This window comes from Arthrobacter sp. SLBN-122 (assembly GCF_006715165.1).
GTDB lineage: Bacteria > Actinomycetota > Actinomycetes > Actinomycetales > Micrococcaceae > Arthrobacter.
Genome location: NZ_VFMS01000001.1, coordinates 290,320 through 317,317 on the forward strand (window position 1 = coordinate 290,320; position 26,998 = coordinate 317,317).

The window sequence follows — 26,998 nt, forward strand, 5'->3', positions numbered from 1 at the left end:
TATGTTCATGTCCCGGAAACTCTACTTTTCAGCCAAGAGTTCCAGCAGGTACGCCCCGTAGCCGCTCTTGACCAGGGGTTCGGCCCTTTCGCGAAGCTCGTCATCGGTCAGGAACCCGAGTCGCCATGAAATTTCCTCAGGGGCACCAATCTTTAGGCCCTGCCGGTTCTCAACCGTTCGTATAAAGTTCGAGGCGTCGTTGAGGTCATTGAACGTCCCGGTATCGAGCCACGCCGTCCCACGTGGCAGAATTTCAACCTGCAGCTTTTCGGCCTCAAGGTAGACACGATTAACGTCGGTGATTTCGAGTTCGCCCCGGGCAGAGGGTTTCAGATTCTTGGCGATATCAACGACGTCGTTGTCATAGAAGTACAGCCCAGGAACGGCGTAATGGCTCTTGGGTGCTGCGGGCTTCTCTTCCAAAGAGAGTGCCTTGCCATTGTCATCGAACTCCACCACACCGTAAGCGGACGGGTCTTTGACCCAGTATCCGAAGACTGCTCCCCCGTCGATGGTTTTGAATCGGCGCAGCTGGGTTCCCATTCCCTGGCCGTAGAAGATGTTGTCACCCAGGACCAAAGCGACACTGTCGTCACCGATGTGGTCGGCGCCGAGGACAAACGCCTGGGCCAACCCGTCAGGAGAAGGCTGCTGCTTGTAGGTGATGGAGACGCCAAAGCGTGACCCATCCCCCAGCAACCGTTCAAACTGCTCGGCGTCGTGAGGGGTGGTGATGATAAGGATGTCCCGGATACCTGCCAAGATCAGCGTCGACAGTGGGTAGTAGATCATTGGCTTGTCGTAGACCGGTACCAATTGCTTGCTGACACCCAGCGTGATGGGATGAAGCCTGGAGCCGGTTCCGCCGGCAAGTATTATTCCGCGCATGTCCCCCATCTTTCCCTTCGCTAAGAGCAGCAGCAAATCCGGTAGTCTAGGGAATTATGCAGCGACTTCTCGTGACCGGCGGAGCCGGCTTTATCGGCTCGAACTTTGTCCACTACGTTTTGGAAAACACCGAAGACCACGTCACGGTTCTGGACAAGCTCACCTACGCAGGCAACGTTGAGTCGCTGCGGGGCCTTCCGCAGGAACGGTTCGACTTCGTTCAGGGCGACATTGCGGACGCCGCGGTTGTCGACGGTCTCGTAGCCGCTTCCGACGTCGTTGTTCACTACGCTGCCGAGTCACACAACGACAACTCCCTGCACGACCCGCGCCCGTTCCTGGACACCAACATCATCGGCACCTACACGCTGATTGAAGCAGCGCGAAAGCACAATAAGCGCTTCCACCACATCTCAACCGACGAGGTCTACGGAGATCTGGAGTTGGATGACCCCGAGCGCTTCACCGAACAAACGCCGTACAACCCCTCAAGCCCGTACTCGTCCACCAAGGCCGGTTCTGATCTCCTGGTCCGGGCGTGGGTGCGCTCGTTCGGCCTGCAAGCCACTATCAGCAACTGCTCCAACAACTACGGTCCATACCAGCACGTGGAAAAGTTCATTCCCCGGCAAATCACGAACGTTATCGACGGGATTCGTCCCAAGCTCTATGGCAAGGGCGAGAACGTAAGGGACTGGATCCATGCCAACGACCATTCTTCAGCTGTGCTCGCGATTATCGCAAATGGGAAGATCGGCGAGACCTATCTGATTGGTGCCGACGGGGAAAAGAACAACAAAGAGGTTGTTGAGCTCATCCTCAAGCACATGGGCAACGCCCCGGATGCCTACGACCATGTCGTCGACCGGCCAGGGCACGACCTGCGCTATGCCATCGACTCCACCAAATTGCGGGATGAGCTTGGGTGGGAACCGCAGTTCTCCAACTTCGACGAAGGCATCGAAGCCACCATTGCCTGGTACCGGGACAACGAGGACTGGTGGCGCCCGCAGAAGGCTGCAACCGAGGCGAAGTACAAGGAACAGGGCCAGTAATCCATGTCTTTGGAGTTCTCGAAAAAGCTTGCTGCCCACCAAACCCCCATTCCCGGCGTCGTTCTCTATGACCTTCCGGTCCACGGCGACAACCGGGGATGGTTCAAGGAGAACTGGCAGCGGGAAAAGATGGTTGCTCTCGGACTGCCCGACTTCCGGCCGGTCCAAAACAACATCTCCTACAACGAAAAGGCCGGCACCACCCGCGGGATCCACGCCGAGCCGTGGGACAAGTTCATATCGGTAGCCACGGGCCGCATCTTTGGAGCTTGGGTGGATCTTCGCGAAGGCCCCTCTTTCGGTGCTGTCTTCACGGCCGAACTTGACCCCAGCCAAGCGATATTTATTCCACGTGGAGTGGGCAACGCGTTCCAGACACTTGAGGACAACACGGCCTACACGTACCTGGTCAACGACCACTGGTCTGCTGACGCGCAGGGGCAATACACCTTCCTTAATCTGGCAGATGAGACAGCTGCAATCGAATGGCCCATTCCACTTGCAGACGCCGAACTCTCGGACAAGGACAAGGCGCACCCGCGCATGGGTGACGTCGCTCCGATGCCCGCCAGGAAGATTCTGGTGGTAGGAGCCGACGGGCAACTGGGCAAAGCGCTTCGTGCCCAGTACGACGGCGACACGTCAGTCGAGTTCGCAAGTCGCACTGAGTTTGATCTCACCAGTGAGAACAGCTTCACGAACAGGAACTGGAAGAACTACTCCGCCATCATCAACGCTGCCGCCTATACTGCCGTCGACGCGGCAGAAACGGCAGAAGGACGCGCCTCCTCCTGGGCCATCAACGTAACGTCCGTGGCGCACTTGGCCCGTACCGCCGTCGAGCATAATCTGACCCTTGTCCAGGTCTCCTCGGACTACGTCTTTGACGGAACCAAGGACAGCCATGACGAGACCGAGCCGCTCACTCCCCTCGGCGTCTACGGGCAGACCAAGGCCGCCGGAGACGTGGTGGTCAGCGTTGTTCCCCGTCACTACATTGTCCGGACCAGTTGGGTTATTGGAGAAGGCAACAACTTCGTGCGCACCATGGCCAACCTGGCGCGTAAAGGTGTCAAACCCTCAGTTGTGAATGATCAGACGGGCCGGCTGAGTTTCACTGAAGACATTGCAGCCTTCATTCGGCACCTGCTGAGCAGGAGCGCCCCCTACGGCACGTATAACTTCACTAATGACGGGCCTGTAAAGAGCTGGGCTGATATTGCCGCGGATGTATACGAGCTGTCCGGTGGCTCCCGGAGCGACGTCACGGGTGTAACAACCGCAGATTACTTCAGGGACAAAGAGGCAGCCCCAAGGCCGCTTTCCAGCGCCCTCAGCCTGGCGAAAGCGCGTTCAACAGGCTTCGATCCAGGGGACGCCAACGAGCGGCTGGCCGAATATCTCAAGTCGGAAAACGATAAGGCATGACTTCTGGAGAGCAAGTGCACCGCACTCTTGTGATTATGCCGGCTTGGAACGAATCCGAGGCTATCGGCAACACAGTCCGTGAGGTATTTGAATTCGGTCCGGGTTGTGACGTCCTGGTAGTGGACGACGGATCGCGGGACAACACGGCTCAGGTGGCCCGCGAGGCAGGCGCTCTGGTTGTCCAGCTCCCCTTCAACATGGGTGTCGGTGGCGCCATGAGAACCGGCTTTAAATACGCAAAAATGCACGGCTACAGCCAGGTCATCCAAGTGGATTCGGACGGCCAGCATGATCCCCGTGACATCAAAGCAGTCCTCGATGGGCTTCAGGAGGCGGACATCGTCATCGGGGCCCGCTTTGCCGACAAGGGTAACTATGCTGTCCGTGGACCACGTAAATGGGCCATGAACGTCCTGGCGTGGACAATATCGCAAATCGCAGGAACCCGGCTCACCGACGTAACCTCAGGGTTCCGCGCCGCCAACACAAAAGCTATCCGCCAGTATGTAGACCACTACCCTGCCGAATACCTTGGGGACACTATAGATTCCTTGGTTGTTGCCATCCGGTCCGGTTGTACCGTTCGCCAGGTTGGAGTCTCGATGCGGGAACGCCAGGGCGGGACGCCCAGCCATGATCCGGTGAAGGCCGCGATCTACCTCGGCCGGTCAGCTTTTGCCCTCCTCTTCGCTTTAACGCGCAAGAAGAACGAACCGTCATCCAACTAGGAGTTCACATGGCCACCCTTGTTGGCTTCATCTTTGTGCTGGTCATTCTGCTCATCATCTTCGAGATGCTGCGGCGGCGTCACTTGAGGGAAAAGTACGCTGTCCTTTGGATCATCATCGGTATCGGAATGCTGGTCCTCGTTGCGTTCCCACAGCTGCTTTTCTGGGCCAGTGGTGTGCTCGGCGTGCAGGTACCTTCGAACCTGCTGTTCGCGATGGCACTGCTGTTACTCGTCCTGGTCTGCCTTCATCTGTCCTTCGAGCAGTCCCAGGGCGAAGACGAGATCAGGGTCCTGGCTGAAGAAGTAGGTATTCTTCGGCTCAAGGTACAGGAACTTGAAACACGTCGGACACGCAAGCAATCTACCCCAACCAGTGAAGTACGGAGCCCCGGAAGGCCGCCCGAAACCACTGCTTAAACTATTCAGGTGGCTGCCGGTCAATGCCGACAGCCACCTGAACTATTTAAGTCTGTTACGAAATGACGTGCTTCAACAATCGGGGAAGGGAGTCCGTCTTTCCAACAGCGAGTGAACGCGCAACCAAAGTGGCGGCGTTGAGACGTGACGTCGTATGGAAAGCAGCCGCCCGGGCTGTCCTCTGCCAGCCGAGTTCACGGAACCGGCGCGCTTGCCCCTCGAAGAAGGCCCGTTCCTCATCGAAGCGCCTCCCATCCAGAGCCTTTACCGACGAGTCTGAGGCTGAGTGACGGCGGTACAGGAATGCCAAGGTGGGGTCAACCACCATTGACCCGTTTTCGGCAGCGATATCAAGCAGCAACGCAAGGTCCTGCACGACGTGCAGACCCTCAGTAAAGCCGATGCGGCGAATGACGTCGGTGCGCCAGGCCAAGGAGGGGAAATAGGCCCAGTCTGCCCGCACAAGGCTGGTAGCCATCCGTTCGCCCTGCAGGAGAACCGGCTCCTTAACCGTCGGGGCATAGACCTTCTTGACGATGTCAACCAATGGCGAGCAGGCGCGGCCCTTCTCATCGATGACTTGAACCCCGGGCTGCACCACACTGGCTTGTGGGTAGGCTTCGAAAGCTTTGGAGACTACTGCCAGGTAGTTCGGAAGCATGATGTCATCAGCGCCCATGACGACGACGATGGGAGCTTCAGCCATGTCCAGGGCCTTGCGGTAGTTGCCGTTGGCACCCAGATTCTTTTCGTTCTTCTGGTAGCTCACCCGGGGATCAGAGATGGATTCGAACCAGCGCTGGGGTTCCGGGCTTGGAAACCCGTCATCCACCACGATGAGACGCCAGTCTTCGAACTGCTGGCTCATGACGCTCTGGGCAGCGAGTTTCATCAGGTCGACGTCCCCATAGTAGGGAAGCAATACATCAATGGCCATGTGCCAGGTAGGTCCTTTTCTTGTCTTCGGGCGGATATCCGCCGAGGTTAGTTCGAACGTGAGCCAGGTGGTGTCAGCTGGGCAGCGGCTATTTTGGGCCTTCAGTTGTGACGGTTTCTACCGGCGCGGGATCCTTCCCCGGCTCATGCCTGAAGATCCACACCTTGTATAGCCAGAAATTCCAGGACGTGGTCAGTACGGTTGCGAAAGCTTTACCAATTCCGTAGGAAATTCCCCACGCGTCGAAGGCGTTCACAATGACATCTATCGCCACGATGTTGAAAACCACAAGTGCCAAATACTTGAAGAGACTCACGTGGCTCCGGTTTCGGGCACGGAACGTAAAGGAGCGCTGAAGTGCGAAGTTGAACACCAAACTGGCGATGAAAGCAATGGGAGTGGCAATCCAGAGGTCGACTCCAAATACTTCATGCATGAGGGCCAGCAGCGCAAGATCCACAGCGAAGGAGGCGCCCCCAACCAGGAGGAACTTAATCAAATGGCTGCGCTCGACGATAAGCACGATCCTGGAACCGAGATTCCGTGCTCGATGCCCTAATGGTCGCGCACTCTTTGTTGTCTGCAAGCCACTCCTGGTCGTGTCTGCCCGGGCAAGTTGCAGTCGGGCTCCAGCCATCATACCGGCTCTCTGCCCATGGGCTATTACCGGAGCATGGCTGATGCTACTTGTATGGACATGCCCGTCAGCCTTGCTGGGGCAGGTGCGGGTTCTGTGAGATCATACTTGGGCGCTGCCGCTACGCGTGCGGACGTCTGAGCACGCCACAGTAGTTAAGTCGAGGTCCCTGTAAACAGGCAGTCCTTTTCATTTGCACTTTGCGGCGCTGGACAAGGAAGCCGGCAACTAAAGCAATTGACCGTTTACACAGCGGAAGACTGCGATTTATGAAGGCGCCGGATTTGTTTGCAGTTTATTCAATGGATTGTCTCCTAGTGTCCCGATCGGCTCGAGATCGGTTGGAGGGCAGCCGCTAGGCGAGAAGGAAGAGCAGAGTGTCTAACCTTAAGTTGTCCGGACTTAAAGGCATCAGCGTGCATGGTTGGCACTGGATGTCGGTTTCAGACCGACTGGCTCGCATCGGTGTCATCGCCTTGTACGCATTACTAGTCATCACGGGCGCTACGACTTCCTCTATTGGAGTGGGAGACCTCCGGCAAGATCCTTCGCAGCCGGAGGGTTACCAAGTAGGGTCAAGTTCTGCGATCCGCTCGGACGAATTCAATGCGTTTTCCCCTATCGCCATATCGATCATGGCAACTGGCGCAGCGCCAACGACAAGCTACCTTGCTGCTCCCGCCGACGTGGTTCATAGGTACCCCTCAGGCGGCTTTTTTGAAACTTTCGTCTACTTTGATTCCACGATGCTTCGGACGGCGACAATCCTCCCGGACGAGATGGTCTTCGCTGCCCATTGGTGGCTCCCGGCCCTCGTACTCTTCCTCTTTCTTCCTAAATGGTTTGAACAGGTTGGATCGTCACGCAAAATGGGCTGGCTGGCGGCATTTCTGATAGCGCTCTCTCCGGCAGCATCTTGGTGGACGATGATGCCCATTCAGCTCATTGCCTACACGGTTGCGGGATCAAGTTTGCTCCTTTCCGCCTACTGCGGCTTCATCTCAAAGCGTTCAATTCTGCCCCTTGTGCAGTCCGTTGTCGGCGGAATCCTCCTTGCCGGCATCCCAAGTTTTTACATCCCTTGGTCGCTGGTCCTCGGCCTGCCCGTTCTTGCCGCAAGTGCTCTCTGGATCCTCACCCGGAAGGATAGGTGGCTGCCAAAAGTAAAGGCACTCGGCTTTACCGCTGGTGTTGCACTGATTTTCGGCGTCGGCACGCTATTGGAAAACGCAAAGGGCATCAATGCGCTGCTGAACACCGTCTATCCAGGCTCGAGACGGTCAACCGGCGAAGCCCAACCATTTGGATTTCTTTTTGGCGCACCCTCTCTCAGCGAGCTAAAGGATGCAGTGCCTGTCGGCAGCAACCAAAGCGAGATGTCAACCGCATTCACCGTGACATTCGTCTGGGCTGTGGTGGTATGGCTTGGCATTTCTGCGATAGGCAGGTGGCGCGACAATATCGTGGCAATGGTGCTTGCCGTCTCGGGTGGTCTGTGGCTTTTATGGTGCACTTTCAACTTCGGGCCCCTGGGGGCCCAGATTCCACTGCTCAACTACGTTCAGCCTGCCAGGGCAGCCCAGGTTTGCGGAATCTTAGGGGCATTGTTGGTGGGCGTGCTCTTGTCCCGCCTGCCGGACAGTCGTCGCTGGCGCCTCTCCTCAGCTTCGGCGCTAACAACTGGGCTGGTGACTGCATATGCAGGTTCCCAACTTCAACTTTCCTATCTGCCCACTATGACAAGGAAAGAAGTTCTGCTCGCCGCTGCTGGAGTCGCCGTCGTGGTCTTCATCGTCACCAGCTTCCCCAAGTCGGCCATCTCCGTGGGAATTGCAGCACTCCTGATGGCCGTTCCTGTTTATGGATCAAATCCCCTGATTTTTGGACTGGGTGACCTGCGCGCGTCAGCAACCGCGAGGTATTTCTACTCTGAAGGAAAAGTGAGTCGCCAGACGGGTTCGCTTTGGGCTACCGACCGATCTTCCGTCGACACGTTGTTGCTTGCCAACGGCGTGCCGTCACTTACGGGAGTTCAACGATCTGGCCCGGACATGAGCAGGTGGACCACCCTTGACCCCGAACGGCGGTTTGCCAACGACTGGAACAGGGGCGGCGGCTTTATCCAGTTCTTCTGGACTCCTGGGGCACCACCGACCTTTTCGAACAACGGTACGGACAGAACAATCGTCCACATCGATCCATGCGATCTCAAAAAGTCTTTTCCTACCCTCACTCATATCGCTGCGACACAAGAACTATCCGTGTCCTGCTTAAGCTTTGAAAAAGAGTTGACCTGGTCCGGACAAAAGACCATCGTGTACAACGTTTCGTAGGGCCAGTCAGAAGATCAATTTGAGCAGAACCGGTCCCGGGAAATATTGCGGGAGCGCAGAGTCACCGCAGTACGTACTGCGTACTGTCACTGCCGCGCACAGACGTACATAAGCGGCGAGAAGCGCACATGAACTACGATCCCTCACCACGTCGGGGGCTGCTGGCCCCAAACACTCGATGCTAAACGTTCGTATTCTTTAGCTCGAGGGCTGCCGCCCGCTCCGTTGGGCTCAATTCATCCAACAGAGTTCCAGGAGTTTCTTTACGTGCGGATTTGAAGATGCCTTGATATGCGCCTCGGGCTATGCTCCGAAGCCACAACTTCTTGTCCTCCGCATGCGGCCCCTGAAGCAGGGCGACACCAACATAACCCAGAACCTCAAATGCCTTTCGTTGGAGACTCATTTGAGGATCCGTCCGGATCAGCCAAAGCTTGTTTCGAAGGAAGTAGAACAGGCGCCAGCCCATGTCATTGGACCCCGACTTGCTCAGGGGATGTTTGATCCTGCTTTCCCGCACCATGACAGCCGGGGCTATACGGGACAAGCGGAGGGTGTATTCGGTGTCGTCTACCCAGATAAAGAAGTCCCTTTGCGGCAGGTGGGTTTGGCGGGCAATCTCAAGATTCACTAAGACCCCCACGAAAGTTGCCGCATCGATTGCGATTGCGCCCTTGAGGTTCGCGCTGACCTGACGGCTGATGTCGTTGCTGAATACAGGCGGGTTCCCAGTGTTGATGGTGTTCCCACCCAACGTGACCATGGAGGCCAAAAAGGAGTAGGGCTCAGACGAGGTTCCCGCAAGCTTCATCAGAGGCGCCAACGCGTCCAGCTCCGGTTCGGCGTCATCGTCCATTAGCCAGGCGTACTCATGTCCGTGTGCAATCGCCAACTCAACTCCCCACGCAAAGCCACCTGCTCCACCTATGTTGGAGCCTGTGTTGAACAGCTTCACCTGCGGAAACGATTCCTTCACCAGTTCAGGAGCGCCATCAGTGGAGGAGTTGTCGATCACAATGATTTCGTCGAGGGGTCGCGTCTGACCTTCAAGGGCAACAAGACATTTCTCGAGGAGGTCTTTCCTGTTGTACGAGACGACCACAGCGGCAACGGTCATTGGGATTCCTGTCGAAAGGTGTAGATGAACCCATCAACCATAGCCCATCCGATCCAGTCCACTGCGGACGCGGATTCGCGGACTTCTTACGCTTCTGATGGCGGAATAGGAGCCGAGCAGGCAAGGAGGGCTGCCTTGAAGGTAGCGAAGATGGCCTGGACGAGCAGGAACCGCCAAACGCGCTTCAACATATAGAAGGATGGACCGCAGCCGATTACATCCGGGGTGCTCCGGGCAACGAGCCCTTCAGGAATCCGGGTAAACTCTTAGGAACCTCTCATATTCCTATCGCATGATTCACTGTGTTCTTGAGTTGAAGAAGGGCTTCCGACTAATGCACGACAATGTCCGGGTCAGCGTCTGCATGGCCGCCTACAACGGTTCTGAATTTATCGGGGAGCAGATCCAGTCCATACTGACGGAGCTTGGGCCGAATGACGAACTGCTCATAGTCGACGACGAGTCTTCGGACGATACAGTAGCCCTGGTGAATGCCCTCGATGACCCCCGTATTAACCTTCATCGAAACAAGCGAAATCTTGGCTATGTACGGACTTTCGAAAAAGCGATAACTCTAAGCAGCGGCAGATACATTTTCTTGTCGGATCAGGACGACATTTGGATTCCCGGTAGGCTGGACAAAATGCTAACGGCCTTGGAAGAAGATCTTATGGTCGTTTCCAACTGCAGGCATTTTGGCGGCAAGTCCGGGCGATTCCATGACATCAGGCTCCGCAGCACGGACTCCCGGAAACACCTGCGGAATCTTTTTGGGATCATTATTGGATACAGACTGCACTGGGGCTGCGCCATGGCCTTCAAGTCCGAACTGAAGGAGCTGGCGCTGCCCTTTCCTTCCCATATGTCGGAATCCCACGATCAGTGGTTAGCCATGTGCGGAAATATTGCGGGAAGCATCGCGTACCTTGAGGATGAGACGATACTCCACAGGCTGCACGATGAGAACCTGACCCCCAGAAAAATGCGCGGGATCGGGAAAATTGTCCGCGCCCGCGCCATGTTCCTTGCCAATCTTGTTACGCTGGCGATTCGAAGCATGCGCCGTGCAACGGCCAAAACCGTCAACGGTTGAATTTTGCTGCGAGGTAAGGCCGGCACATATCGCGAAACGGATACCCATGTCTGAAGATGCATTCGAGCCCACAGTCGCCGCCATCGTCACCAGCTTCAATCCCTCCGTCGACTTAATTTCTCATGTCAGCGATTTGAGAAAACTCGTCACGCACATATTAGTCGTTGACGACGGATCCAGTCAGGATGCGTCACCCATTCTTCGCACCCTGGAGGAGGATGGCGTTGACGTTGTCCTTCTGCCCCAGAATTCCGGGATTGCCAATGCATTGAACGAGGGCATAAGGCGGGCGCGCACCCTGTGGGGTCCCGACTGGATCCTCACCATGGACCAGGATTCCGCTCTCGGGAACAACTACGTGCAAAACGCACTTCGAAGTTTCCAAAACGCGACGGAGAAAGGGATGCGCGTCGGACTGGTTTCCCCGGAGTCGCACAACGCCAAGCCCGTGAAAGTCCTCAATGGAAGCCAAGATGTAATCCAGGCCTTCGACCCGATGCAGTCAGGCTGTCTTATTCCAGTAGCGGTCCTGGACGAGGTCGGGCTTTTCGATGAGAGCCTGTTTATAGACTGCGTAGATACTGACTTCAATCTCCGGATCCGGGCTGCAGGTTACTCAACTCCGGTCGGTTCCGGCTGCAATATAGAGCATTCGCTCGGAGAAACCCGACCTATGACGATAATGGGACGCCCAGTGCGGGTTGGCGGCCGGAGTCTGCAGATTATCCATCACTCTCCGGTTCGCGTGTATTACATAACCCGCAACATCTGGATTATAGTTCGGCGCTACTTCTCAAATGACCGGGCGTGGATGGTGCGACGACTTTGGATGGAAGTTGAGAGCAACATTGTGCGATTGGCGTTTGGGCCACATCGCACCAAATTCGTGCGCGCTTGGGTGACTGGCATACGTGATGCCGTCGCCGCGGACTTGGGCCGAATCCGACCACAAGATGCGGCAAGGCTGACATAGAAACTGGGGATGCGCCGCTGGAAACATTCCGGGCTGCATCCCTATCGACGCCGTAACGACGTCAACACGGCGCCTGCAGCAAATGTTGCGGCAGAAGGTAACGAAACGTGCTTGCTTGCTACCGCAGACCATAGGAGCGCCAGTTTTTTAGCCCAATATTTTCCCGGCGCCACTACTTCCAGGAGTGGCTGCAAGGCCGGGCTGAGGTGCGGAGACCTTTCTTGAAGCTCCAGAACCATGCAACGCGACCAGCCATACTTCATGTTCATCATCACCCGCAAAAGCGCGGAAGAATTGGCTCCCCCTTCGTATCTGCGACCCATGTTCCTAAGGTTGTCCATGGAACGACCAAGAATGAATGTTCGGTCGGGTTCACCGAGTACATTTCCCCCGTGCTGCACATAGTCTTGGACTATGTTGTCAACAACGTATGCTCCATCCGCAACTGCCGCACACAGCCCGATCCAATGGTCATGGTTCTCGGAAGGATTGCTCAAGCGTGGAAACGGCAGAATCGTGCTTAGCAAATCCCTCCGGAAGACGGAAAGCCCCCCGGTTATCTGGTTGTCAAGTAAAAGATGCGTCGGAGGTACATTTTGCCGATTAGTGGATTCTGCCAAGACAGTGCCCGTCTCCGTGACAACCCGCGCCTGACCAGTAGCCAAAGAATATTGTTTCAGGTAAGGAAGCAAGGTCTCGAGCTTATCGGGATACCAGTAGTCGTCCTGATCCGATAAGGCAACCCAGTTAGCGTCCGCGGGCACGTGCTCCAGAACCCGTTCGAAATTCCCATAAAATCCCAGCCGCTCGCCAAATCCAATTACTTTGAACCTGGTATCACCCTTTAATGTTTTTTCGACGAAAGCTGTAATCTCATCATGACCACCGTCAGCTGAAATCAAACAGGAGAAATCATGGTGCGACTGGTCCCGGATCGATTGCAGTTGACGACGGAACAGTGTCCAGTCAGGTCTATACGCCGCCAAGGCGATGACACCGAAGCCACTCTGAACGGAATCATTCACTTCTAGTTCCCTTCAACAACAACGAATCCAAACGCGCCGCGCTAGTTCAGTTTCTGCCGGTCAGTGTTTTTGATAATACCACTTCGAAACAGCGAGGCATCCCGAAGACCGATAAATATGGCGCGAGCTACTTTAGTCTTGTTATTAGTTAACAAAATCCTTCGAGCTTGATTGATCAACTCGTAGTAGCCCTTACGGACGACCCAAGCCGGATCGACCAAGAAATAACGGAAGAAAAGTATCAGGTTGTTCCGGGTGATGTAGTAGACACGAACAGGTGAATGGTACGTAAATTCCCTTTTCTTTCCCCAGAAACTAATCGTGCTCTGTTGTCCCAGGGAGTGCGACATATTGCACCCGATGCCACAAAGAACTGCAAGACCAGCTTTCCGCACCCGTAACGTGAAATCTGAGTCCACTGCATCGATAAAGAGCCGCTCGTCCAAGCCCCCGACCAAGTCAAAGGTTGAGTGTGGAATTAACATGCCCGATTGCCAAGGATCAAAGGGTTGTTCAAGCCCTTGTAAAGTTCCGTTGCCGAGGACCGGGATATTGTTGTATGTTGCAGCAGTCACGAACCCGATGGGCACTTTCATCTCACGTGCCAGTCTGATCGTTTTCATCGCGTTGCTGACGTAGTCGGGGTCTGGTATGGAGTCTTGGTCGAGGGTCAGATAATATTCCGGTCCGGCCAATTCTGCGCTTCTGGCGACACCGATATTGAGCGTCTTGGCTATTCCAGAGTTTTCAGGCGAGTGGATCACCTCTGCTCCAAGGGACCGCAAGTTATCAAAGACCGGCATCGACGAATCATCCGATTGGTCATCCACGACGACAACCAGACTTACCTGATTACTAACCGCCGTAAATACATCAATGATTTTTTCATCAGGGTTGAATGCCGCTATGACGGCGGCCACACCCCCGTTCCCCTCTCCCTGGGCCATGCAAAGTTCCTCAATTCATTCTGTAGATGTTGGTCTTGCAGCGCTCCATGCCGGCAGCCGTCAAGATTCGAGAAAGTAGCTAAAATTATTCTAGATTGGGCAGCATAAGTCACCGCATCCATGCCCTATGACGATAGCCTGAGTGCTGCAGCGCCCTCGTCCAAAGGCCCCCACAGTGTTCGGGCAGACTTACCGTTGCGGGCCGATTGAGAGCAGCGGCCACCGGCCGCAGCCGCTTGAGGCCGGCTTTCACGGAGGCTTTTCAGCACAACGCCGGGTCCCGGACTCAACCCGGCCGGTTGTTAGCTGGTTCTAATGAACCAGCACCTGGGGTGCCCCATAATCTGGGCCGTGCGGTGGATTCTGTAGAGCCATTATGGAACGCCACTTGAAGGGTAATGAGGGGTCGGTGTGGGCGTTTCCATTGTCCTAAGCGCAGTGCAGCGCTGCCTTCATGGCCGGACCCGGTCGCTGCCGAACCATTTCGTTGCTGGAGCACGTCTCCTGCGCCTACTTCGGCGGGGGACGCGTGGCTCCCCGTACGGGACGCCCTTGCCGGGTGTGAGGTCAGGTGTTACGGGAAAGCTGCCCAGGCAATCCGGGGGTCTCGTTCGAGGTGAACTAGGATGGAAGACTTGGCCCTGTTCAAACCCGAGGAACGCGAGAACCCTTGTTAGCGAAACCGATCATGGCCTCTTTGGCACGTCTTGCCAGCTTTGCCCTCACCGTCGGTGTCGGAACCATCGTTGGGCTGATTTCGATTCCCGTTATTACCGGGGTCGCTGGAGCACAGCTTTGGGCAGTCCAGGCAATGGCGCAGTCCGTGGCAATCATGTTCGGCATCCTCGTGGCTTTCGGCTGGGGTACCACCGGTCCGTCTATGGTTGCCTCGGCTGATGAGGCCCTCCGGCCCCAGCTCTTCCTTGATTCGCTGGTTAGCCGAGGTTACTTATTTCTGATCGCGGCACCGGCTATGGCCGCCGTCATGATCGTTCTGCAACCCCAACATGTCCTCCTCGTTGTGCTGGCCTCGATCGCGTACCTAGTGCCATTCCTGGGCGGCAATTGGTACTTTATAGGAGAAGCCAAGCCGAAGAGGCTGTTCATTTTCGACGCTCTCCCGCAGCTTACTGGAACACTAATCGGCCTCGCGGTCCTGGCGCTGACCCGCGATATCGTGTGGTTGGTAGCAACGCAGCTGCTCTTCAATATGCTGGCTCTGACTCTGACTTGCCGGGTCATAATTCAATCGTCGGAGACTCATGTTGTGCCGAACTTCAGTTCGCGCCAAGCTTTTGCACGGCTAGCCCATCAGCGGCACGGCGTCGTGACGGCGGCCACCGGAAGTTTATATGTCAACTTACCATTAGTTGCCATCAATCTGTTCTTGCCCGCGCAGCTGGGGATTTATCTGATGGCCGACAGAATTTTTCGCTATGGCGTTTTGGCACTGTCCCCGCTACTTCAGTTCATTCAAGGATGGATTCCAGAAGGAGGCTCGGAAAATCTTAGACATCGGCTGGTGCGTAGTGCCCAGATTGCCCCGATGTTTGGATTTATCGGTGGAATGGGCATTTTTCTACTCGGTCCGGTCGCCAGCGAGATTTTGTCCAACGGATTGGTTATTTTTCCCGGGACGCTGAGCGGCGCTGTGGGTCTGATGTTTTTCGCCGTAGCAGTTTCCCAAATCCTGGGTTTAGCCTGCCTGGTATCCGTGGGACAGGGAAAGATCCTGGTTCAATCGACCGTTCTGGGGGCCGTCTGTGGCGCGCCCGCCATAATTCTCGCGGCCCTGTTCACAGACATCACAGGAGTGGCTTGGGCAGTTGCCGTTTCCGAGATCCTCGTTGCGGCATACCAAGGCAGAGCTTTACGGCGGTATTTTGCCAAGGACCAGGCCTCCCGCACCTGAAAAGCTACGCACTTGGTCCAGGAGCCATGACGGCTCGAATCAGGAGCATTTCGGGCTCGACGTGCCGGCCGTGCTCCTTTTTAAGAGATTGGCCGGTTGTTGCAGCCATGGGCCAGGTGGCAGGGACCCGGGCGGTAGTCATCTATCCTCGAAGGCGGGACGGAGCTCTCCACCGGAGCCCACGCCTTACCGGACGTGAATGCGAGGGGCCAGTTTACTTGGCAGGACACAAGTCAAGCTTGTAGAGCTTCGCTTCACCCTGCGAGTCTTCGAGCTTGGCCATGCCGGCAGCTATCAGGGCGTCCAGTCCTTTATAGCCGCTGTCCCTTCCATGGACCTCACGGTGCCCGAAGTCGAGAATGTAATCAACCTTCAGGCTTTCAACTGTGGGGCATACAGCAGGATCGTCCTTGGCAGGGGGAGGACCGTTGAGAAGAGGACCTACGCCCTGGGGAACAGCACTAAGAATGTGAAGTTGGACGAGCTTCCGGTCAGCAAAGGCATACGCGAGGGAACTTCCGTTCCACGGATTCCCCACCAGCACAGCGTCCTCGGGAACCTCGCCGGGCAGTCGCTCTATCAGTGCCATCTCATCAGTAGATATCAGCGGCGAGTTCTCGGACAACCGGTAAGACCCAGCCATCGACGCTTCGGCTTGGTTGACATTCCCACGCTGGGTGGCCACAGTCAAAGCCAAAACCAGTACGGTGGCCGCGGCAGCAACCAGCATTGCCGGCTGCAGTGTCCGCCCCGGCTTTGCCACCTCAGCATGTTGGAGGAAGCGGCCCCTCACCAAACCCGGCGCCCTTTGCACAATGGTGCACAACTGATTCCACACCGCGACGGCGCCCCTGCAGGCAAGCGGGATGGTCACCATAGGCAGGAGAGCAGCCAGACGGGGAGGATCGTTGTACCAGATTCCGGTGAGAAAAAGCCGGAAGTCGTCGGCCGGGAAAGAACTAACCACGACAAAAAGAAATCCTGCGACCGCAAATGTCCCCAATAGCCATAGTTGCCTTGCCGACCGGATAGTCACGTAAATCCCAAGGAGCGTCAGCAGCATGACGCCCCATGCAACGGGACGGCCGATAGCTGAGCTGGAAATCACCTCACCTATGGCCTGGCCCGTCGACTCTACTGGCGGCCAAAAGGCAGTTTCGGCAGGGGGACGCACCACATCCCATAAAACCCGGATCAATACGATGGCAGCAACGAATGCAATGGAGGACACCGTCGGAACTACGATGCGCGCCCGGCCCTTGCTGTATCTAAGCGTATTCACCAAAGCACGGGCATAAGCGTAGAGGGTTGGGGGCAACATGAGGGCCAGCCAAGCCATGGCTGCGCTGGGGTGTGCAAGGGCCATACCGGGAAAAACAGCAAGCAGGAGAAGCAAGCTCAGAAGCCTGGAGTGGCTGGACGCCGCGGACAGACCAAGCGCGTCCAGGCCCAGGGCAAACACCATGGGCAGGAGAGCAAGCGCAAGAAAATTCGGATAGAGAACCCCGAAGTCCAGCAGGGAAATGGGAAAAGCGCCGAAAGCTGCTGACAGAATTCCAGCCGCCACACTGACCGCTGGACGGCGTCCCCAAATAGCTTGAGAGAGATAAATGCACCCGACAGGCCACACAAGGGCAGCCACCACAATGTTGATGACGTTGACGGAGGAGGTTATCTCCCCTCCCCCAATCTTGACGAGTAAGGAAACCAGATCATGCCAGGCAGCAGGATAGGCACTACCGCCTGTCATATTGCTCACAGTGAGGGATGAACCGGAACCGGTGTCGAGAATGTACCGTATGGCGTTCAAATGGAAGACGTTGTCGAAGGTCTGCGAGAACGATTCCGGAGAGCCGATAGCACGCACCAACCGGCGACCTACCAGCACGGCTGCGATGGCCGTTGCCGCTACAGATGCCACTATCCAGTGGCGCGGCCTCTCGTCCAACTTTGCATCAGCCGTGCCGTCCTTCTTCTTGAGCAAGGTGGAGGCCGCAAAGGCTGTCGCGCACACCCCAATGGTTGCCGCAGCCGCCGGCAGCAGCGACCAAGCTACTCCAACTAAGGGCGCTGCGATGGCAGCCACAGCAATTATCGAGATGCTTACCGCGGGAGCAGCGGCCACGGTTCTGGTTACACCCAACCTTGCCGCCGTGCCAACGGCGGCACCGGGAAGAAATAGCAGAGCCACCGCGAGGACGAACTGCGGTAATGCATCAAACCAAGACAAAAAGTCCTCCGTACGGCTACTGGACCGCGGGTACGTCGTGCGGGCCGCGGCTGCCTGTTGAACATCACGGACGGCCCCAGGCAGGCAGCCGCGACGGTAGGTTAGTTAAGTCAATTACGCAACAGCCCGACAGCCTCGTGTATAGGGCCGTCGTAAATCAGTTCTCCATGCTTGAGAAGGACACCCCTTCGGCAGATCCTCGACACAAGATCCAAGTCGTGGCTTACCACAACCAGGGTCTTGCCGTCCGCTGCCAGTTCCTGGATCTTGTCGATACATTTGCGCTGGAAAGGCTCGTCTCCGACAGCGAGGATCTCATCGATGAGGAACACTTCCGGGTCTGTGTGCACAGCAACTGAGAAGGCGAGCCGCAGATACATGCCGGAGGAGTAAAACTTGACCTCTGTATCTATGAACTGGCCGATCTCCGAAAACTCGACGATGTCGTCAAATCGATCCTTGATCTGCTGTTCGGTCATACCAAGGATGGCACCGTTGAGGAACACGTTGTCCCGCCCCGAGAGGTCGGGGTGGAAGCCGGCCCCAACTTCTATCAGCCCGGCGACCCTGCCCCTCGTCTTTACCGTCCCAGTGTCAGGAAGCATGACGCCGGAGATGTGCTTGAGCAAAGTGGACTTTCCTGAACCGTTGAGGCCCAGGAGCGCGACCGTCTCCCCGGCCTCGACATTAAGGGAGACGTTTTTCAGGGCGTGGAACTTTTCGGAGAGGTCCCCCTTGCGTCCTTTCACGAGCCAAACGACGGCTTCTTTGATCGATCGTGTATGGCGGAGGACAAACTGCTTGCTGATGTCAGAAACTTCAATTGCGTTGTCCACTTAGAGCTCCTGCGCGAATCGGCCCTCAAGGCGCCGAAAGGTAAATTGACCCAGGATGAGGATCGCCAGGGCAACGCCCAACCCCACAAGCAGCCAAAGACTGAAGAGATTTGGGGGCATGGCAACGGACCCGTCCGTCGTCGGAAACCAGAACGCGTAGTGGAACAGTTCCACACCGATCGTGATCGGGTTCGCCTGATAGACGGCAAACCATCCAGCTCCGAGCTTCTGCTGCACCATGGACCATGCATACATCACGGGAGAAGCCCAGGTTGCAACCATCAGGAGCATGTCCACCAGGTTCTCGGAGTCGCGGAAGTAGACGTTGGCAGCTCCGAACAAAAGACCTAGTCCCGTGGCAAGGAGGGCGACGATGGCAAAGCCGGCCACAGCCGCGAGCAGCTGAAAGATGTTGGGATGCCAGCCGGCGAAAAGGCACCCAATGACCAGCACCACCAGTTGTGGGAAGAAATGCACCGCGGACACCCAGACGGAGGCCACGGGAAAGAGCTCGCGCGGAAGATAGATCTTCTTAATGAGGTTTCCGTTGTTGACGATGGACCTGGCCGCATTTCCCAGCGCTTCAGAGAAAAAGTTGATCAGTACGATGCCCGAGAACAGGTAGACAGCGTAGTTGGCCAATCCCTCCGGGTTCCGTGCGCTTCGTTCCAAGCCGAGAAAAACTCCGAGGGCAACGTAAAAGACGATGAACTGCACCCCCGGCTTCACGTACGACCAGAGCAGGCCCAATATGGAACCCCGGTAACGCACCTTGAGTTCTTTCCGAACCAGCAGCTTAAGCAGGAACCCCGACTGCCTGATGTCCCGCAGGCCACCTCCGAGTCCGGGAGTGGTCAACTCGCCTGATGCGATTGCGCTCACTTGATCTCGTTCTGGGTATGTTGCTCGAACGTCTTCCTCCAGGACTCCATAGAGGCGAGGTCCGAGACCGCCGCTTTGTATTTCTTGCTAAGTGCGGGCCACTCCTTAAGCAGGGCAGAGTGAAGCCGGGCGCTCTCGGCCAGCATCTTTCTCAGTTGTCTGGGATCACGCCGGTACCAGGAGGCCCCGGTGCCTTCTGCGTTGGACACCACAGCGCTGTCATACTGCGCCATGCGCCACCACTGGTTGTCCTGATGGGCGATGGTCGTCTGCGGGCGCTCTGCGCTGGTGCCCTTGACCTGGCTGGCAAGTTGCCGAACAACCGTCTTGGCCGCCCAGGGCAGAAGCGTCAGCTTCCCCGGCTTGGAGGGGCCGTGGCCCCGGCGAGGAGGCTTATCCATCTTGGGCGCGGGGAAGTCCTCGGGATCAGGACGGAAAACAGCATCAGAGTGAGCAGACATCATTTCGCGGATCTGCGGCAGCTTCGCTGACAGTAGCCCAGGCAGGACGTCCGGACCCTTCAGCACATCTTCCAAGGCCCATTGCCGGCCCTGCGCAGTGGCGTACTGCATCGAGACCAGATGCTTTACATCAGCGTATTGCGACTCCTTGATGACCCTGCCGCCCAGCTCATAGGGACTGTGAAGAAGGGCAGCCACTACCCTGTTGCGGGCGTGGAAGTAGGCCTGCCACCCGACGAGGTCATCCTTATCGATCCAGGAAACATGCCATACTGCTGAACCGGGCAACGAGACCGTGGGGTAGCCTGCCGCCTTGGCCCGGAGTCCGTACTCGGAATCATCCCACTTGATGAACAGCGGGAGAGAGAGCCCGATGTCGCGGATCACCTGCGTAGGGATGAGACACATCCACCAGCCGTTGTAATCGACATCGCAACGGCGGTGCAGCCAGGGCGTCTGACGAAGATTGGACGACTGGAAGTCATGCCCCAGGATCATGTCCTCGCTGGGGAGCGACGGCTGGAACCTGTAAGGGTTAACAACCTCACCAAAGGTGTGCAGGACTGTCCGGTTGTAAAGGTCGAACATGTGCCCTCCGACGAGGGTCGGAGTCTTGCATCGATCCGCGAACGTCAGCAGGCGGATAATGCTCTCTGGTTCAACAACAACGTCATCGTCCATCAGCAGCGCGTAATCGCTGCCATTCTCGACAGCCTCGAACATGCCCCGGGCGAACCCTCCCGAGCCACCAAGGTTGGACTGGTTAATGATGCGCAGCTTGCCGTTGAGGGATCGCTTCACGTCGTCAAAGCCATCGGCGCCGGCAAGCTTCTGGGTTCCCTGGTCGACAATCAGGATCTCCTGGACGTGGGCAAGAGCTTCTTCGCTGCCGGCAAGAAGCCGCAGGTTGTTCAGGCAGAAATCTGTCTTGTTCAACGTGGTGATCTGAAGCGTGACTGACCCCGGCGTGCTGTCGACTGCCGGCCCCTGCCACTCGGCGTCGAGCATGATCAACGGCTCTGTTCCGGCCAGCAGGTCGAACCAATACCATCCGCCATCGCCGAAAGGCGCCAGGGAGAGTTCAAATGTGCTTTCCTCGGTGCCTTCAACCCGGCGGGTGTCCACCCGCTGCAGGGAGCCACGGGCATTGGACTTGTACACAATGACCGAGCCGGCCCCCTGGGTCCGGACCTGCAGCCGGATTTTGTCCACCGTGGTCCACCGCCGCCAGTAACTGGCTGGAAAAGCGTTGAAGTAAGTGCCAAAGGACACGCGTTCGCCAGAGCGGACGGATGTTGAATGCCGCGAAAGGAAGTCTTCTACGTGCGCTTCCTTGCTGGGGCTGCTGATGGTCCGGGCCTTGGCCGCTTTTCCGTCCCGGTCACCGGCCGTGGGCAGCTGGATGCCGGTGGCGGTGCCCATGTCCATATACAGGGGCACCGTGTCCATCTGGCTGGCGCTCGGCAGGATCACTCGCTGAAGCGTTTGCCAAACTTGCCGGCCCTGCCGGGAATCCGTCTTCATGGAATTCTTGGTCTTGTTGTCGGTAGGGACGCTCATGCGTCGACTCCCCCGCTTTCAAGCTGTACGCCGCTTTCGAAGTGCGGCCGAATCTTGTTATCGAACATGCTCAGCGCGGCGCCGATGGCCATGTGCATGTCCAGGTACTTGTAGGTGCCCAGCCGGCCACCGAACAGAACGTCCTTCTCGGCTGCCGCAAGGTCGCGGTACTTGAGGAGGCGTTCCCTGTCAGCGGAGGTGTTGACAGGGTAGTAAGGCTCATCGCCCTTCTCCGCGAAGCGCGAGAACTCGCGCATGATGACCGTCTTTTCGGTCTGGTAGTCACGCTCCGGGTGGAAGTGGCGGGGCTCGATGATGCGGGTGTAGGGGACTTCGGCGTCGTTGTAGTTCACGACGGACGTGCCCTGGAAGTCGCCCATGTCAAGGACCTCTTCCTCGAAGTCGATGGTGCGCCAGGACAGGTCACCCTCGGCGTAGTCGAAGTACCGGTCAACAGGGCCCGTGTAGACAACGGGAATGTTGCCCACCACCTTGTTCTTGCTGTACTCGTGGGACTCATCGAAGAAGTCGGTGTTGAGCCGCACCTCGATGTTGGGGTGCTCTGCCATCTTTTCGATCCACGCGGTGTAGCCGTTGGTGGGCAGGCCCTCGTACTTGTCGTTGAAGTACCGGTTGTCATAGTTATAGCGCACGGGCAGCCGGGAGATAATGCCCGCCGGCAGGTCCTTGGGATCCGTCTGCCACTGCTTGCCGGTGTAGTGCTTGATGAACGCTTCGTACAGCGGACGGCCAATCAGCTGGATGCCTTTGTCATTCAGGTTTTGCGGGTCAGTTCCCGCCAGTTCCCCTGCCTGCTCCTGGATGAGGTCCCGGGCCTGGCCCGGCGTGAGGTTTGCCCGGAAGAACTGGTTGATGGTGGCCAGGTTGATCGGCAGCGAATAGACCTCACCCTTGTGGACGCCATAGACCTTGTGCACATAGTCCGTAAAGGTGGTGAACCTGTTGACGTACTCCCACACCCGCTCGTTCGAGGTATGGAAAAGGTGGGCGCCGTACCGGTGGATCTCGATCCCGGTCTGCTCTTCCTTTTCGCTGTACGCGTTTCCGCCGATGTGGTGGCGGCGGTCGATGACAACGACCTTCAAGCCGAGCTCAGTGGCGGCCTGTTCTGCGATTGTCAGGCCAAAAAAGCCGGACCCTACGATGACGAGGTCAGCGGTCACAAAATCTCCTGGTTCGAATGCGGGCAGCGCAATGGTGCGCATTGTCTGCTGCTCTAGCGTACCCGAGGGACTACATGGCCCGTCGAATCAGCCGTCCAGCTGTGTCCCAGTACACAGACCAAAAGTCAAGGCAGCCGTCCCCCGCTGCAGACGGCATTGCGCATTCAGCAGCTCCAGTTATCCACATACCGGCCGGCCTCCGTCCCCATCGAGGATGGGCCTCGCTAGCGTGTGGATACATGCACGGAGGACCCATGACACTGCACTGCACCCTGGTGAACGGCCCCGGATCGTCCCGGTACGAAGCTCCCGTGGAACTGTCCATAGATGCTCCTACCGGGACGGCAGGCCACGTTGTCCATGAGCAGTTGATCCATAAGTTCGGTGTAGGCGCTGTCACTGTGGACGGGAAGGATCTCTGCTCCTTGGTCCTGGGCGTGCCGCCGCTCGTGGAGGCGGCGATCCTTGTCGACGGCGGCCCCACCCCTTCGGACCGGCGGCTCCGGCGCCGGCCCAGTGCTGATGCTGCCCCTGCCCTGATCCTCGCCGTCGACAGTGGAGCAGCGGCGGGAACTGTCGTGCCGCTGCGGCGTGGCACGTACACCATCGGCCGAAGCGGCACACGAATCGTCATCCCTGACCCCGAGCTGTCCCGCGAACACGCACGTCTTGTCGTCACCGACACGAGGATCATATTGGTTGACCTGGATAGTGCCAACGGCACGTACGTCGACGGCGAAAGGATACGGAGCACCATAATCTCGACGGACTCAGCCATCAGGTGCGGTCAGTCAAACTTGTCTCTGATATTCGCAGACGTGCAGGGGAAAGTCCTGGCGGATGCCGGAAAGTCGGTGGCTGAACCGATCGTGGTTCCCGGCCGACCTGACACAGGAAGTCGAACGCTGATCCTTCTGACCGCAGTCCTCCCACTGGCCCTGGGGGTGCTGCTGGCCGTTCTCACAGGAATGTGGATGTTCCTTGCTTTCTCCGCAGCTTCCGTACTTTCAGCCCTGGTGCCCGCTGTCAGCGGGCGGCGGCAGAGGCGGGAACTGTCAGCCGCTGTGACGTCGGCTGTTGAGCAAGACAGGGAACGCCGACGGCGGAGTGCCCCTCCGCTGCCCATCGTCACCCTGGCAGCCCCAAAGGCTGAAGGGACGTCCATCCCGGACTCCTCCGGCGACAAAGTATGGTTGCGGCTTGGCCAGGGAGAACAACCGGCCAATATCAGGATTGAACCGGCCGGCCCGGCCCGGACAGTCCCAACGGCGGGAACCGTCCCAGTAGTGCTCGACCCTGGCCGCCCGCTCACCATCCTCGGCGGCCCTGGGTTGGCCATCGATGGCGCCCTTCGGTCCTGTCTGATGCAACTGGCGGGCTACCCGCGTGCGGACAAACTGCAGGTCCTTGTCTATGGCCCGCCGGCAGCCCTCCCCCTCGCAGCCCGGTATCTAAGCAGAGTGACGCTGGCTGCAACACTGGATGCCGCCCTCCATGTCGTGAACAGCTGCGATCAACTGGGCTGCGAGCGCGGAGTCCTGTTGATTCGTGGGGACAGCGCTGCAGCTGCGGCCGAACACGAGGTGCGTGAAGCAGCGGTCCAGCGGGGGTGGCAGGTTCTTCATTTCCTGCCGGAGGACGGGGAATCACCCGCAGCGGATGTCTTCCTGTCCGAGCGCAGATCAAAGCTGGCGCAGAACTACCGGGAGATTGTTTTTGTCCCGGACCTGGTGCCGGCCGAAGTGTTCACCGCTTTCTGCCGACGCCTGGCAGGCTCCCGGCACCAGGGCGAAGAACAGGTAAGGAGCATTCCCGCTTCATGCAGTCTTGACGAAGTCCTGCCCCTGACGCTCCCGGCCACCGCTGACCGATGGAACTCCAGCGTGAAGATTAAGGGGCTGCCCGTACCCGTGGGGGTGAGCACGTCAGGGCCAAAGGTCCTGGACCTACTCGCGGACGGCCCGCATCTGTTAGTGGCGGGCACAACAGGCTCAGGGAAGTCGGAACTGCTCCGGAGCCTGACCCTCGCGCTCGCCCTGACCTATCCGCCGGACCGGGTCAACTTCTACTTCATCGACTTCAAGGGCGGCTCAGGTCTTGGTCCGCTGAGCAGTCTGGTTCATTGCGTCGGACTGCAAACAGATCTTTCCGCCGACGAACTGGATCGAACACTGAGGTCGCTCCGGGCCGAAGTGCAACTCCGGGAGCGGTGCCTCGCCGCGGCCCGCGTCCCTGACCTCTCCACATACCGCTCCACAAGGGCGGCCAAGGATTTTGTTCTCCCCCACCTGGTCATCGTCATTGATGAGTTCAGGATGCTGGTCGATGACGCGCCGGAGGTTCTTCGTGAGCTGCTGCGGATAGCGTCGATCGGACGGTCACTGGGCATCCACTTGATCATGGCCACGCAAAGACCGCAGGGAGCATTAACAGCTGACATCCGCGCAAACGTCACCTCAAGCATCGCCCTTCGCGTGCAGTCGGACATGGAATCTGTGGACATCGTCAACTCCAAGGACGCCGCGGCCATCAGTGTTGATACTCCCGGCCGCGCCTTCCTGGCGCGCGGGACGGAGGCGGCCGGGGAGTTCCAGGCGGCGTCCCTGTCGTCCGCTTCCGGGGGTAAGCAGCCAAGCGACGTTACGGTGCACCGGACAATGGATTATCTTGCCCGCCAGGCAGCCGGGCCAGGCGGCGGTCGAGCCTCCGCAGCCACCCCTGCGCAGGCAGTGGAACCGCTGGCGGCCCTGGTGAGGAGCCTGTGCGCTGCGCAGCAGAAGCCGGTGCCGAGAAGGCCGGTGGCTCCTCCGCTGCCGGACGCACTGGAAGAGCCCTCACGGGACGGGCCAACCATGAATCCAGGAAGCCCGCCGCCCCTGTCCCTGGAATCCGAAGCGCCGGCGGGGCAGGTGCGCCTTGGCCTGATGGACGTGCCCGAGAAACAAAAGCTTGAGCCCCTTGTGTGGAGCCCTGCCAGCCACGGCCACGCAGCGTTCATTGGCAGCCCTGCATCCGGAGCCGGATCGGCCCTGGAAGTGGCCGTCCTTAAACTGATGGCCGGCCCCGACCAGAGCCACTTCTATTTCCTGGACGCCGCTGGGAGTTTTTGCCCGGTGGCAGGTGAAGCCAGGGTGGGGGCGCATGCCGGACTGCACGACCTGAGGCGGGGAGTCCGGATCCTTGAGCGGCTGGCCCGCGAACTGGGGCACCGGCTGAGCCAACAAGCCTCCTATCCTGTGCCTCTCGTCCTTGTCATCTCGGGCTGGGGATCCTGGGTGTCAGCCTTTCGAGCGGGACCGCTGGCATGGGCGGAGGATCTGGTTCATGACCTCGCCAGGGACGGCACCAGGGCAGGTATCACCGTCCTGGTGCATGGGGAGCGCGAGCTTGTCACGGCCAGGTTCTTTGGCGCCATTCCCAACCGATTCTTCTTTCCCGCCAGTACCAGTGAGGAAAGCCGCGCCATGTGGCCTCGGATGCCTGCCATGCCCGCCGTCACCGGCAGGGCGGCAGCCTTCGGCCCTGTCTCCGGCGGCGGTCCGGTTGTTTGCCAGTTCTATCGCAACCCGGCCCCGGACCCAGCGGAAGGTGGGAACGGTGCCCAATATCCGGCCGCCGCATCGCCGCCCTTCCGTGTAGAACCACTCCCCGCGAAAATCACCGTGGGGCAGGTGGCAGCGTCCATGGAAGAGGCCGGACTGCAGCACTGCGGGGTGCCCTACGTTCCCGGCAAGGACCGAGCCGGCTGGGCGCGGAGTTCCGAACCCCCGGAACCGCACCGCCGGCAGAGCGACGTCTTCCTGGGCGTCGCCGGCGACGAGCCCGCTCCAGTGTCCCTGCGGATCCCCAGCCCCGGCGTCACCGCAATTCTTGGCAACCCGGGAAGCGGCAAAACCAACACCCTGCTCGCAGTGGCGGCACTCAACCCGGCGCAACAATGGTGCACTCCTCCCATGCCGGCAGAGGCCGCGGGAGATTTCTGGAAGGACCTGCTGGTGCAGGCGGAGGGCGGCGGACTGCCGCGGAAGACCGTGCTGCTGGTGGACGACGTCGACCAGCTTGCCCCGCCGGCACTGAGGGCTCTGGAGCAGTTGAATGCCTTGGGCCACTCCCTGATGGTCACGGCTGCATACAGCCCGATGCTGTTCCAACGCGTTCCGCTGGTCATGAACGCACGGGCTGCCGGCGTCGGACTTCTGCTGGGCCCACATTCCCCAGGCGACGGCGACCTGTTCGGGGTCAGGTTTGACGTTGAGGCCAATCCCCCGCCAGGACGTGGTGTGCTCATCTCAGGCGGGCGGTCCTGTCCCCTTCAGGTCGCTTGGGCGGGGGCCCCAGCGTGAGCACCTCCGG

At 58.3% G+C, this 26,998-nt stretch carries 20 protein-coding genes; 9 read left to right on the top strand and 11 right to left on the bottom strand.

All coding sequences use genetic code 11. From position 1 onward, the window contains the following. Nucleotides 1–21: 21 nt before the first annotated feature. A complete protein-coding gene (gene rfbA / locus FBY36_RS01320) occupies nucleotides 22–888 on the bottom strand; it encodes a glucose-1-phosphate thymidylyltransferase RfbA (protein WP_142116985.1) in 867 nt (288 codons plus the stop codon). A gap of 56 nt (nucleotides 889–944) precedes the next feature. On the opposite strand from rfbA, the gene rfbB reads away from it, so the two are divergent. Genes rfbB through FBY36_RS01340 form a run of 4 tightly spaced genes read left to right on the top strand, consistent with a single transcriptional unit; the run spans nucleotide 945 to nucleotide 4,518 of the window. Further along, nucleotides 945–1,943: a dTDP-glucose 4,6-dehydratase gene (gene rfbB / locus FBY36_RS01325; RefSeq protein WP_142116986.1), complete on the top strand. Its 999-nt coding sequence runs from the start codon at nucleotides 945–947 to the stop codon at nucleotides 1,941–1,943. 3 nt (nucleotides 1,944–1,946) lie between these two features. After that, nucleotides 1,947–3,371 carry a sugar nucleotide-binding protein gene (locus tag FBY36_RS01330; RefSeq protein WP_142116987.1) on the top strand — a complete coding sequence of 475 codons (1,425 nt, stop codon included), beginning with the start codon at nucleotides 1,947–1,949 and terminating at the stop codon, nucleotides 3,369–3,371. Beyond that, a complete protein-coding gene (locus FBY36_RS01335) occupies nucleotides 3,368–4,099 on the top strand; it encodes a glycosyltransferase family 2 protein (RefSeq protein ID WP_142116988.1) in 732 nt (243 codons plus the stop codon). Before FBY36_RS01330 ends, FBY36_RS01335 begins: the two co-directional genes overlap by 4 nt. A gap of 8 nt (nucleotides 4,100–4,107) precedes the next feature. Then, entirely contained in the window at nucleotides 4,108–4,518 is a 411-nt protein-coding gene (locus tag FBY36_RS01340) for a DUF2304 domain-containing protein (RefSeq protein ID WP_142116989.1), read from the top strand. Nucleotides 4,519–4,573: 55 nt separating this feature from the next. On the opposite strand, the gene FBY36_RS01345 is transcribed toward FBY36_RS01340, so the two are convergent. Together FBY36_RS01345 and FBY36_RS01350 are read right to left on the bottom strand one after the other, a co-directional pair. Further along, entirely contained in the window at nucleotides 4,574–5,455 is an 882-nt protein-coding gene (locus FBY36_RS01345) for a glycosyltransferase family 2 protein (protein WP_142116990.1), read from the bottom strand. Nucleotides 5,456–5,543: 88 nt separating this feature from the next. Then, nucleotides 5,544–5,978, bottom strand: coding sequence for a GtrA family protein (locus tag FBY36_RS01350; protein ID WP_235008667.1), 435 nt, complete (start codon nucleotides 5,976–5,978; stop codon nucleotides 5,544–5,546). A gap of 491 nt (nucleotides 5,979–6,469) precedes the next feature. On the opposite strand from FBY36_RS01350, the gene FBY36_RS01355 reads away from it, so the two are divergent. Then, the gene (locus tag FBY36_RS01355) at nucleotides 6,470–8,425 is read left to right on the top strand and encodes a DUF7657 domain-containing protein (protein ID WP_142116991.1); all 1,956 of its coding nucleotides are present in this window, start codon (nucleotides 6,470–6,472) and stop codon (nucleotides 8,423–8,425) included. Nucleotides 8,426–8,606: 181 nt separating this feature from the next. Here FBY36_RS01355 and FBY36_RS01360 read toward each other — a convergent pair whose 3' ends face one another. After that, nucleotides 8,607–9,542 (bottom strand): glycosyltransferase family 2 protein, encoded by a 936-nt coding sequence (locus FBY36_RS01360; protein ID WP_142116992.1) that lies wholly within the window; start codon nucleotides 9,540–9,542, stop codon nucleotides 8,607–8,609. A gap of 334 nt (nucleotides 9,543–9,876) precedes the next feature. Here FBY36_RS01360 and FBY36_RS01365 point away from each other — a divergent pair, with 334 nt between their 5' ends. Next, complete coding sequence (locus FBY36_RS01365; protein WP_142116993.1) at nucleotides 9,877–10,635, top strand: glycosyltransferase; 759 nt, start codon at nucleotides 9,877–9,879, stop codon at nucleotides 10,633–10,635. A 46-nt stretch (nucleotides 10,636–10,681) separates the two neighbouring features. Continuing rightward, complete coding sequence (locus FBY36_RS01370; RefSeq protein WP_142116994.1) at nucleotides 10,682–11,608, top strand: glycosyltransferase; 927 nt, start codon at nucleotides 10,682–10,684, stop codon at nucleotides 11,606–11,608. 41 nt (nucleotides 11,609–11,649) lie between these two features. Here FBY36_RS01370 and FBY36_RS01375 read toward each other — a convergent pair whose 3' ends face one another. Together FBY36_RS01375 and FBY36_RS01380 are read right to left on the bottom strand one after the other, a co-directional pair. After that, entirely contained in the window at nucleotides 11,650–12,633 is a 984-nt protein-coding gene (locus FBY36_RS01375) for a glycosyltransferase (protein ID WP_142116995.1), read from the bottom strand. Nucleotides 12,634–12,674: 41 nt separating this feature from the next. Continuing rightward, entirely contained in the window at nucleotides 12,675–13,580 is a 906-nt protein-coding gene (locus tag FBY36_RS01380) for a glycosyltransferase (RefSeq protein WP_142116996.1), read from the bottom strand. A 688-nt stretch (nucleotides 13,581–14,268) separates the two neighbouring features. On the opposite strand from FBY36_RS01380, the gene FBY36_RS01385 reads away from it, so the two are divergent. Continuing rightward, the gene (locus tag FBY36_RS01385) at nucleotides 14,269–15,492 is read left to right on the top strand and encodes a lipopolysaccharide biosynthesis protein (RefSeq protein WP_142116997.1); all 1,224 of its coding nucleotides are present in this window, start codon (nucleotides 14,269–14,271) and stop codon (nucleotides 15,490–15,492) included. Nucleotides 15,493–15,706: 214 nt separating this feature from the next. Here the strand turns inward: FBY36_RS01385 and FBY36_RS01390 are convergent, their stop codons facing one another. The 5 genes from FBY36_RS01390 to glf all read right to left on the bottom strand — a co-directional run bounded on the left by FBY36_RS01390 (nucleotide 15,707) and on the right by glf (nucleotide 22,645). Beyond that, nucleotides 15,707–17,722 carry a DUF6541 family protein gene (locus FBY36_RS01390; RefSeq protein ID WP_142116998.1) on the bottom strand — a complete coding sequence of 672 codons (2,016 nt, stop codon included), beginning with the start codon at nucleotides 17,720–17,722 and terminating at the stop codon, nucleotides 15,707–15,709. Between the two features lie 110 nt (nucleotides 17,723–17,832). Next, nucleotides 17,833–18,558: an ABC transporter ATP-binding protein gene (locus tag FBY36_RS01395; protein ID WP_142116999.1), complete on the bottom strand. Its 726-nt coding sequence runs from the start codon at nucleotides 18,556–18,558 to the stop codon at nucleotides 17,833–17,835. Then, nucleotides 18,559–19,440: an ABC transporter permease gene (locus FBY36_RS01400; RefSeq protein ID WP_142117000.1), complete on the bottom strand. Its 882-nt coding sequence runs from the start codon at nucleotides 19,438–19,440 to the stop codon at nucleotides 18,559–18,561. It lies immediately after the preceding gene. Further along, nucleotides 19,437–21,425, bottom strand: coding sequence for a glycosyltransferase (locus tag FBY36_RS01405; RefSeq protein ID WP_442858227.1), 1,989 nt, complete (start codon nucleotides 21,423–21,425; stop codon nucleotides 19,437–19,439). Before FBY36_RS01405 ends, FBY36_RS01400 begins: the two co-directional genes overlap by 4 nt. 32 nt (nucleotides 21,426–21,457) lie before the next feature. Further along, nucleotides 21,458–22,645, bottom strand: a complete 1,188-nt coding sequence (glf, locus tag FBY36_RS01410; RefSeq protein WP_142117002.1) for a UDP-galactopyranose mutase — start codon at nucleotides 22,643–22,645, stop codon at nucleotides 21,458–21,460. 254 nt (nucleotides 22,646–22,899) lie between these two features. Here glf and FBY36_RS01415 point away from each other — a divergent pair, with 254 nt between their 5' ends. Further along, complete coding sequence (locus FBY36_RS01415) at nucleotides 22,900–26,988, top strand: FtsK/SpoIIIE domain-containing protein (RefSeq protein WP_142117003.1); 4,089 nt, start codon at nucleotides 22,900–22,902, stop codon at nucleotides 26,986–26,988. Nucleotides 26,989–26,998: the final 10 nt, after the last annotated feature.